Raw genomic sequence first — 8413 nt, 5'->3', positions numbered from 1 at the left:
TTCATTAATCTTAGCCTAGCATTTGTAAAGCGTAGGAAAACCAAATTGTTATAGTTTGTTAGCCGGCAAACTCCCGCGCTGACGGTTAGCCAGCTCGCGACTTCCCCGATATGATCGAGCGAGCAGATGCCACCAGGTGCCCACCCTCATGCCCGACGTGATCCCCGCTGCCCTGCAGCCGTTCAGCTCTTCCCGAGTACGCGACATGCCCGACAACCAGATCGTGACCGTGGCGGACATGGCGCGGCACGACAACAGCGTGGTCCGACTGTGGATCGGCGAAGGCGATCTACCCACGCCCGCTCCCATCCGCGATGCCGCCATCGCGGCGCTCGAGGCGGGCGATACCCGTTATGGCTATTCCCAAGGCACGCCGGGCCTGAGACAGGCACTGTCGGACTATCATCGACGTCACTGGGATGTGGAGGTGGCGCCCAAGCGTTTCTGCGTCTCGATCGGCGGCATGAATGCGGTGGTCATGGCCATGCAGGCCATACTCGACGAGGGCGACGAGGTGATCATGCCCTCGCCTGCCTGGCCCAACGCCAAGCAGGTGGTGGCGATCTGCGGCGGCGTCAATGTCGCGGTCGCCTTCGAGTTCCATACCGATGGCGCCATCACGCTCGATCTCGACACCCTGTTCGCCGCGGTCACCGAGCGCACGCGGGCGATCTTCATCAACTCGCCCTCCAACCCCACCGGCTGGCGCATGCCCCTGGCGGATATGCGGCGGCTACGCGACTTCTGCCGCGAGCGCGGGCTGTGGATCATCGCCGATGAGGTCTACAACCACTTCGTCTACGACGGCCAGGGGCCGGCCCCCTCCTTTCTGCAGTTGTGCGACGACAGCGACCGTCTGCTGGTGACCAACACCTTCTCCAAGAACTGGTGCATGACCGGCTGGCGCGCCGGGTGGGTCGTCTGTCCCAGCGGCATGGAGACTCTCTTCGCCCGCCTGTGTCAGTACAACACCACCGGTGTCGCTCCCTTCGTGCAGCGCGCCTGTCAGGTGGCACTCGAGACCGGGGATGACTTCATCGCCCATCAGATCGCTCGCTGCCAGGCATCGCGGGATATCCTGGTCCAGGGGCTCAAAGCGCTGGACAACGTGACCGTCTTCACCCCCCAGGGCACCTTCTATCTCTTCTTCAAGGTGCACGGGCTGCCGGGCACCAGCCTCGAGCGTGCGGTGCAGCTGCTGCGAGACGCCAAGGTCGGTGTGGCCCCCGGCAGCGCCTTCGGCCCGGAGGGGGAGGACTATCTGCGCATCTGCTTCGCCATCGACCCCGCACTGGCGGAGGAGGCGCTGGCGCGCCTGGTGCCTTATCTGCGCACGCTGCTCGCCGTCGCGCGCTGATTTCCATTCATTCTCTATCAAGGAGCCCGCCCATGCCGGCACTTCGCCCGGACGTCGACCCCGACGGCCTGCTGGAATACTCGGTGGTCTATACCGACCGCTCGCTCAACCATATGTCGCAGAGCTTTCAGCAGGTCATGCGCGAGCTCTCGCGCCTGCTGAAGCGCACCTACAACGCCCACAGCAGCATCATCGTGCCCGGCAGCGGCACCTTCGGCATGGAGGCCGTAGCGCGCCAGTTCGCCACCGATGCCCGCTGTCTGATCGTGCGCAACGGCTGGTTCAGCTACCGCTGGACCCAGATTCTCGACCAGGGCCGTATCGCCGCCGCCACCCAGGTACTCAAGGCCCGGCGCCAGGGCAGCAAGTCTCAGTCCCCGTTCGCCCCAGCCCCGATCGACGAAGTGGTCGCCGCCATTCACGCAGAACGCCCGGCCGTGGTCTTCGCTCCGCACGTCGAAACCTCAGCCGGGGTGTTGCTGCCGGATGACTATCTACGCCAACTGGCCGAGGCGGCGCACGCGGTCGACGGCTTGCTCGTGCTCGACTGCATCGCCTCGGGCACCGCTTGGGTCGATATGCAGGCGACCGGCGTGGACGTGCTGATCAGCGCCCCGCAGAAGGGCTGGAGCGCCTCGCCCTGCTGCGCCATGGTGATGCTCAGCGAACGTGCGCGGGCGCATATCGAACACACCACCAGCAGCAGCTTCGCCGCCGATCTCAAGCGCTGGCTGGGGATCATGGAAACCTACGAAAATGGCGGGCACGCCTACCACGCCACGCTACCGACCGATGGCCTGACGCGGCTCTATCACACCATTCAGGAGATGGAGCAGGACGGCTTCGACACGCTCGAGCAGGCGCAGTGGACACTGGGCCGGCGGATTCGTGCGCTGTTGGCAGAGCGCGGCTATCCCAGCGTCGCCGCGGCAGGGTTCGAGGCGCCAGGCGTGGTGGTCAGCTATACCCGGGAGAGCGATCTGGTCCCGCGCTTCGCCGCCCAGGGCGTGCAGATCGCTGCCGGCGTGCCGCTGATGTGCGATGAAGGGGACGATTTCCAGACCTTCCGTATCGGCCTGTTCGGGCTGGACAAGCTGGAAGACGTCGAGGGCGCGGTGACCCGCTTCGCGCAGGCGCTGGACGCACTCTGAGTCGACCGGGCCGAGGCCAGCGCCACTACGACAAGGACGCGGTATCGATGGCTCGATACCGCGTCCTTTTTTCAGCTGTGCTGACCTAGTGAGACCTGTCAGGCCATCACGTCATCAACAGGCGTCGAGCTGCGCCAGCAGCGCCGCCCGCCGCGCCTCCGGCATGAAGGCTACATCGATGGCATTGCCCGCCAGCTGCTTGAAGGTCTCGCGATCCCAGGCGAAAGCTTCGGCGCAGGCGAGATAGTTCTCCAGCACGCCGCCACCGAAATAGGCCGGATCGTCGGAGTTGAGCGTCACCTTCAGACCCTGTTCGAGCATCTGCGGCAACGGGTGGTCGGTCATCTCCGCCACCACCTTGAGCCGCACGTTGGAGAGCGGGCAGACGGTCAGCGGCATCTGCATCTGGCGCAGTCGTTCGACCAGGGCCGCGTCCTGCAGGCAGGCCACGCCGTGATCGATGCGGCAGACGTCGAGCACATCCAGCGCTTCGCTGATATAGGCCGCCGGGCCCTCTTCACCGGCATGCGCCACCCGCGGGATGCCCAGCGCCTTGGCGCGCTCGAACACCGCGCTGAACTTGGTTGGCGGATTGCCCACTTCGGCGCTGTCCAGGCCCACCGCATCGATCGTCTCGTAGTAGGGCGCCGCCTTCTCCAGCACCGCCATAGCTTCTGGGGCATCGCGATCGCGCAGAAAACTCATGATCAGCGCGCTGGTCATGCCCCAATCACGCTCGGCCTGACGCCGGGCGCGATTGAGCCCCTCGAACGGTACCGCCAGCTCGACGCCACGGTTCAGATGCGCCTGCGGGTCGAAGGAGAGCTCGACGTGCACCACGCCCTCGGCATGGGCCCGCTCGAGATAGGCCATCGCCAGGTCGAAGAAGTCCTGCTCGGTGCGCAGAACTCGCATGCCTTGATAGTAGAGATCGAGAAACGACTGCAGATCGCTGAAGTCGTACGCCTCGCGGACGTCGTCCACCGTGGCGTAGGGCAGGCTCACACCGTTGCGCGCCGCCAGCGAGAACATCAACTCTGGCTCCAGCGACCCCTCGATGTGTAGATGCAGCTCGACCTTGGGTAGATCACGTAGCCAGGTTTTCACGCGCGTTCCTCAGCAGTTGAATGGGTGCGAGCAGGATGCCCAAAACCCCGACGAGAGGCAAAGGCTCGGTGTGGATCGCACTCCTGCGCCGAGCGGGCCCAGGCCAACGGTGAGAGCGGCCAGGATCAGCTCGATACCCGCGTCATCAGCACCTTGAGGCCCAGCGCAATCATCGCCGCGCCGAGCACGCGGTCTATCCAGTGGCTACCCCGCTGGAAGGCGCGCTGAATGCGCGGCGTCGACAGCAATAGCGCCACCGCCGAGAACCAGCCCAGCTGCAGCAACATGATCCAGGCGCCATAGATGGCGATCTGGTAAAGCGGCATCGCCGGCGACAGCACGATGGTGAACAGCGCCACGAAGTAGATCGGCGCCTTGGGGTTGAGCGCATTGCACAGAAACCCGGCACCGACGACGCGCCAGGCCGAACGCGGGAGGGCAGGTACCGAGCCGGCGACCGCGCCGGCCTCGTTAAGCGCCGGGCGCGAGCGCAGCCCCTTGATGCCCAGATAGAGCAGATAGGCGCCGCCGAGGAGCTTGATCGCCCACAGCGCCTCGGCCGAGTTGGCGATCACCGCCGCCAGCCCGAAGGCGGAGTAGACGATATGGATGGAGAGGCCGAGCGCGATGCCCAGGCTGCACAAAAGCCCCACCCGCCGGCCGCGACTCAGCGTCTGCTGGGTGACGAGCACGAAATCCGGCCCCGGCGAGGCCGCCGCCAGCAGATGGACGAAGGTGATCACCACCAGACCGTGTAGCATTTCCATATCGACTCCAACGATGACGTCGCGACAAGCGTGAGGGATTTCCGCCATGATCGAACACTTTCGTCACCAAGCCTACTGCAACCTTTGGTCCAATCACCGCCTGCTCACGGCCAGTCGTAAAAGACACCGTGAGGCAAGCACAAGCAGTTCTCGATCGTGATTTACGCCTGACCCACTAGCTCGCGGTGCGCGTCCGCCAAGGCTGCCATGCTGTCGAAGCGGAAGTCGATCCGCGGCATCTCGCCCGGGTCCATGGTCGCGCCGAAGCCCTGCTGATCGTGGCGGCGGTAGATCCAGCAGTTGGCCAGACCATGCTGGTTGGCTGGCTGATGATCGTGGAACAGACTCTCCGCGGTATGCAGAATACGCGCCTTGTCGATGCCGCGCTGGCCGAGCTTCTCCAGCAGATAGTCGAAATTGCGCGGCGAAGGCTTGTAGGAGCCGATGTCTTCGGCGGTATAGACCGCATCGAACTCGACCTCCAGCTTGCGCTGGCTGTAGGCGAAGCTTTCGTTGTCGACGTTAGAGAGCACCACCAGCTTGTAGTGCTGCTTGAGATAGCCGAGTGCCGCCGCGCTATCGGCAAAGGCCGGCCACTGCTTGACGAAGTCGCCGTAGGCCAGGCACTCATCGTGGGTCACCGTCACGCCCCACTCCTCGGCCAGCCGCTTGTAGACCACCGCCAGCAGCCAGCGATACTGCAGGTGCGGGGTGTAGCGCTGCTGGCTCGACTCGTGGCGCGCATGCGCCTCGAGCACCTGGTCGCGGCTCAGGCTCAGCCCAGTGCGCTCGAGCAGCGGCTGCAGCCCCGCCACCATGCCGCTCTCCCAGTCGATCAGGGTGCCGTAGACATCGAAGGTCAGGGTATCGAAATCGGTCAGTTGCATCGCTCGGCCTCTTGTCGGTAGTCGTCATTGGGCTCGCCGGTATTGGCGAGCGCTCAGTCGTCCTTCAGCGCCCACAGGCGCATCGCCACCTGCAGCTGCAGGCGCACCTCGGTATCGTCGAGATCCATGCCCAGCGCCTCGCGCAGACGCTCCAGGCGATAGCGCAGCGTGCTGATATGGATATCCAGCGCCCGCGCGGTCTGCGCCAGATGAAAGCCGTGGTCGGCCAGTGCCGCGAGGGTCTGACGCAGGCTGGTGCCTCGTTCGCCCGGATCGAGCGCCTCGGTGATCCGCGCCAGAAACAGCCTGCGGGCGTCGTCGTCCCCCTCCAGCACCCGGCTGAACAGCATCGATTCGAAGTCGCGCAGCTCCCCCGGTCGCAGCGTAGCGGTCAACCGCGCCACGTCGTCGGCGCCCTTGGCGGTCTCCGCGGCGCCCCGCACCAGCCGGCTGACCGCCATCGCCGATTCGCCATCGCCCAGCCGCCGCCACAGCGCCGCGGGCGAGACATCGCTACGCAGCAGAAACAGCAGCTGGTTGAGCGAGACCGAAATCAGCGGCGGCTGCTCGATGCCCTGCAGATAGCGGCTCAAGCGGCGCTCCCAGCGCTCGCGCCGGGAGAGCCCCTCGGGGCTGAGCGGCACCGGCTCGTTGAGCAGAATGGCGCACACCTGATACGCCGTCTGGGGCTCCCAACCCTGCAGGGTGGCGCGCTCCAGCGCCGCCGGCGTGGCCTCGAAGCGCCCCTCCAGCAGCGAGTCGACGAAGGCGTAACCTAGCCGCGACTCCTGGGCCTGCAGCGCGCGCTGATGCGAGAGATGCAGCGCCGATATCAGCGCCGCCTGCTCCGCCGCGCGGCGCTCCAGTTCGCTCACCCGGGCGCCGGACTCATCGATCCATAGAAGCGCCGCCCGCGCCTCCTGGATGCGCACCGGGCAGGCAAGCCAGCGCTGCCCGTCACGCCCCGGATCGTCCAGCGAGCACGCCTGGCTGCCCGTCACCGCTTCCGCCGCCTGCTGCGCCGCTGGCGTCGGCAAGGGCCAGGCGTCACGTTCGCTGCTGCCGCCAAGCCACTCGCCCTCGAGCCCGGTGAACAGCACCGCCCGCCCGAGCAGCTCGCTCAGGGCGACAGCGATATCCCCCAGGCTGCCGGCGGTCAGCGCCGAACGGGTAAGATCGCGGTGAATGCGTTCGGCGCGCGCGATCAACTGCCCCTGGCGGGCGATCAGCCAGGCGTGCACCTCCTCGGTGATCTGGCTGAAGGGCACATCCCAGGGTATCTCCAGCAGCGGAAAGTCGAGCGCCTCGGCGACCTCGCGGCTGGTGGCCGGAAACGCCGAGAGAAAACGCGGCACCGCCAGCGCCACGCCGGCCAGCCCCTTCTCCGCCAGCGCCTCGATCAGAGCGCGCTCCGCCGCCGGCTCATCCGGCCAGTGGTAGCCGGTGGTCAGCAGCAGCTGGCCCGGCTGAACCCAGGCGATGATATCCGGGTGATCGACCATGTGGACCCAGCGCAGCGGCCGCGAGAGCGAACGCTCACCGGCCACCACGCGGGCGTGGCGCAACTTGGTCTCGCGCAGCGCCGTGGCCAGATCCAACTCCGCCGGCAGCAGCGAGGGCGCCTCGACCATCAGCTATCCAGGCGTGTGGAGACGAACTTGCAGTCGAGGTACTCGTCGATGCCGTAGTGACCACCTTCGCGCCCGAGACCGCTGTCCTTGACCCCGCCGAAGGGCGCATGCGGTACCGACGGTGCGCCGTCGTTGACGCCGACGATGCCGTAATCGAGCGCCTCGGAAACGCGCGCCGCGCGGCCCAGGCTACGTGTCCACAAATAGGCCGCGAGGCCGAACGGAGTGTCGTTGGCGGCGGCGATCGCCTCCGCCTCGTCATCGAAGGCGATCAACGGTGCCACCGGGCCGAAGGTTTCCTCCTGCATGATGCGCATCTCCGGCGTCACCCCGGCCAGCACCGTCGGCGCGACGTAGAGACCGTCGACATGCGGCGCCGGCGTCAACCGCTGCGCACCCTTGGCCAGGGCATCGTCGATGTGCGCCTGGGCCTTGTCGCGACCCGCCTGACTGACCAGCGGCCCGACCTGGGTCGCCTCGTCCTCGGGATTGCCGATCGTCAGCGACCCGGCCGCGGCGGCCAGACGCTCGGCAAAGGCATCGAAGATACCGCGCTGGACATAGATACGGTTGGTACAGACACAGGTCTGGCCACCGTTGCGGAACTTGCTCGCCATCACTTCGGCCACCGCAGCGTCGATATCGGCATCGTCGAAGACCAGGAAAGGCGCGTGTCCGCCCAGCTCCAGCGACATGCGTTTCATGGTGGCGGCGGACTGGGCGTATAGCCGCTTGCCCACCGGCGTGCTGCCGGTGAAGGTGAGCTTGCGGATACGTGCATCGCTCATCAGCACCTCGCTGATCGCAGCCGGACGCTCGGCGGTGATCACCTGGAACACCTCTGACGGGCCACCCACCTGACGCCACAGCTCGGCCAGCATCAGCGCGGTGATCGGGGTCTGCTCGGCGGGCTTGACGATCACCGAGCAGCCGGCCGCCAGCCCTGGCGCCACCTTGCGCGTGATCATCGCCGCCGGGAAGTTCCACGGCGTGATCGCGAACACCGGCCCCACCGGCTGGCGCAGCACCGACAGGCGCTTGTCCGGATGCGGGCTGGGCAGGATATCGCCATCGATGCGCTTGGCCTGCTCGGCAAACCACTCGATGAAGCCGGCCGCGTAGTCGACCTCGCCGCGGGCTTCGCGTATCGGCTTGCCCATCTCCCGGGCCATGGTCAGCGCCAGGGTCTCCTTGGCCTCGAGCATGGCCGCGTGCCACGCCTTCAGCAGCGCCGCCCGTTCGAACGGCGTGGTCCGGCGCCACTGCTCGAAGCCGCGCTGGGCGTTGTCTGCCGCCACCTGCGCGGCTTCGGCGCCACAGTCGGCGACCTCGGCAATGGGCTCACCGCTGGCTGGCGAGCGCAGCGTATAGCGCTCCCCCGCCTGGCTGTCATGGCCGGCGATGGCAGCGGGATAGAAAGGCGCACTGGCGGAGGGAACGGGCAAAGACATGATAGGGCTCCTGCAGCAGACATCGGGCGGATATTCCGGCGGCACACCGCGGACTATCCGCT

Annotated in this window: 7 protein-coding genes; 2 read left to right on the top strand and 5 right to left on the bottom strand. The window is 66.6% G+C overall.

The annotated features are described in order from the left end of the window. Positions 1 to 148: 148 nt before the first annotated feature. Complete coding sequence (locus QO259_RS03475) at positions 149 to 1357, top strand: pyridoxal phosphate-dependent aminotransferase (RefSeq protein WP_285951811.1); 1209 nt, start codon at positions 149 to 151, stop codon at positions 1355 to 1357. Positions 1358 to 1389: 32 nt separating this feature from the next. Further along, positions 1390 to 2508, top strand: coding sequence for an aminotransferase class V-fold PLP-dependent enzyme (locus QO259_RS03470; protein WP_285951810.1), 1119 nt, complete (start codon positions 1390 to 1392; stop codon positions 2506 to 2508). 114 nt (positions 2509 to 2622) lie between these two features. Here the strand turns inward: QO259_RS03470 and QO259_RS03465 are convergent, their stop codons facing one another. From QO259_RS03465 to QO259_RS03445, 5 genes are all read right to left on the bottom strand, one after another. Continuing rightward, the gene (locus QO259_RS03465; protein WP_285951809.1) at positions 2623 to 3615 is read right to left on the bottom strand and encodes an adenosine deaminase; all 993 of its coding nucleotides are present in this window, start codon (positions 3613 to 3615) and stop codon (positions 2623 to 2625) included. 125 nt (positions 3616 to 3740) lie between these two features. Then, a complete protein-coding gene (locus QO259_RS03460) occupies positions 3741 to 4382 on the bottom strand; it encodes a LysE family translocator (protein ID WP_035476077.1) in 642 nt (213 codons plus the stop codon). Positions 4383 to 4543: 161 nt separating this feature from the next. After that, positions 4544 to 5269 (bottom strand): haloacid dehalogenase type II, encoded by a 726-nt coding sequence (locus tag QO259_RS03455; protein ID WP_285951808.1) that lies wholly within the window; start codon positions 5267 to 5269, stop codon positions 4544 to 4546. Between the two features lie 53 nt (positions 5270 to 5322). Next, positions 5323 to 6900 (bottom strand): PucR family transcriptional regulator, encoded by a 1578-nt coding sequence (locus QO259_RS03450; RefSeq protein WP_285951807.1) that lies wholly within the window; start codon positions 6898 to 6900, stop codon positions 5323 to 5325. Continuing rightward, positions 6900 to 8351, bottom strand: a complete 1452-nt coding sequence (locus QO259_RS03445) for an NAD-dependent succinate-semialdehyde dehydrogenase (RefSeq protein ID WP_285951806.1) — start codon at positions 8349 to 8351, stop codon at positions 6900 to 6902. The genes QO259_RS03450 and QO259_RS03445 overlap by 1 nt, the downstream gene beginning before the upstream one ends. Positions 8352 to 8413 lie beyond the last annotated feature (62 nt).

Origin of the sequence: Salinicola sp. JS01, assembly GCF_030284585.1 — a bacterium.
Classification (GTDB): domain Bacteria; phylum Pseudomonadota; class Gammaproteobacteria; order Pseudomonadales; family Halomonadaceae; genus Salinicola.
This window is presented reverse-complemented; position numbering and strand designations above follow the sequence as displayed.

Coding starts and splice junctions, on each gene's coding strand:
- QO259_RS03475 (WP_285951811.1), top strand. CDS start 149: ATGCCCGACGTGATCCCCGCTGCCCTGCAGCCGTTCAGCTCTTCCCGA.
- QO259_RS03470 (WP_285951810.1), top strand. CDS start 1,390: ATGCCGGCACTTCGCCCGGACGTCGACCCCGACGGCCTGCTGGAATAC.
- QO259_RS03460 (WP_035476077.1), bottom strand. CDS start 4,382: ATGGAAATGCTACACGGTCTGGTGGTGATCACCTTCGTCCATCTGCTG.
- QO259_RS03455 (WP_285951808.1), bottom strand. CDS start 5,269: ATGCAACTGACCGATTTCGATACCCTGACCTTCGATGTCTACGGCACC.
- QO259_RS03450 (WP_285951807.1), bottom strand. CDS start 6,900: ATGGTCGAGGCGCCCTCGCTGCTGCCGGCGGAGTTGGATCTGGCCACG.
- QO259_RS03445 (WP_285951806.1), bottom strand. CDS start 8,351: ATGTCTTTGCCCGTTCCCTCCGCCAGTGCGCCTTTCTATCCCGCTGCC.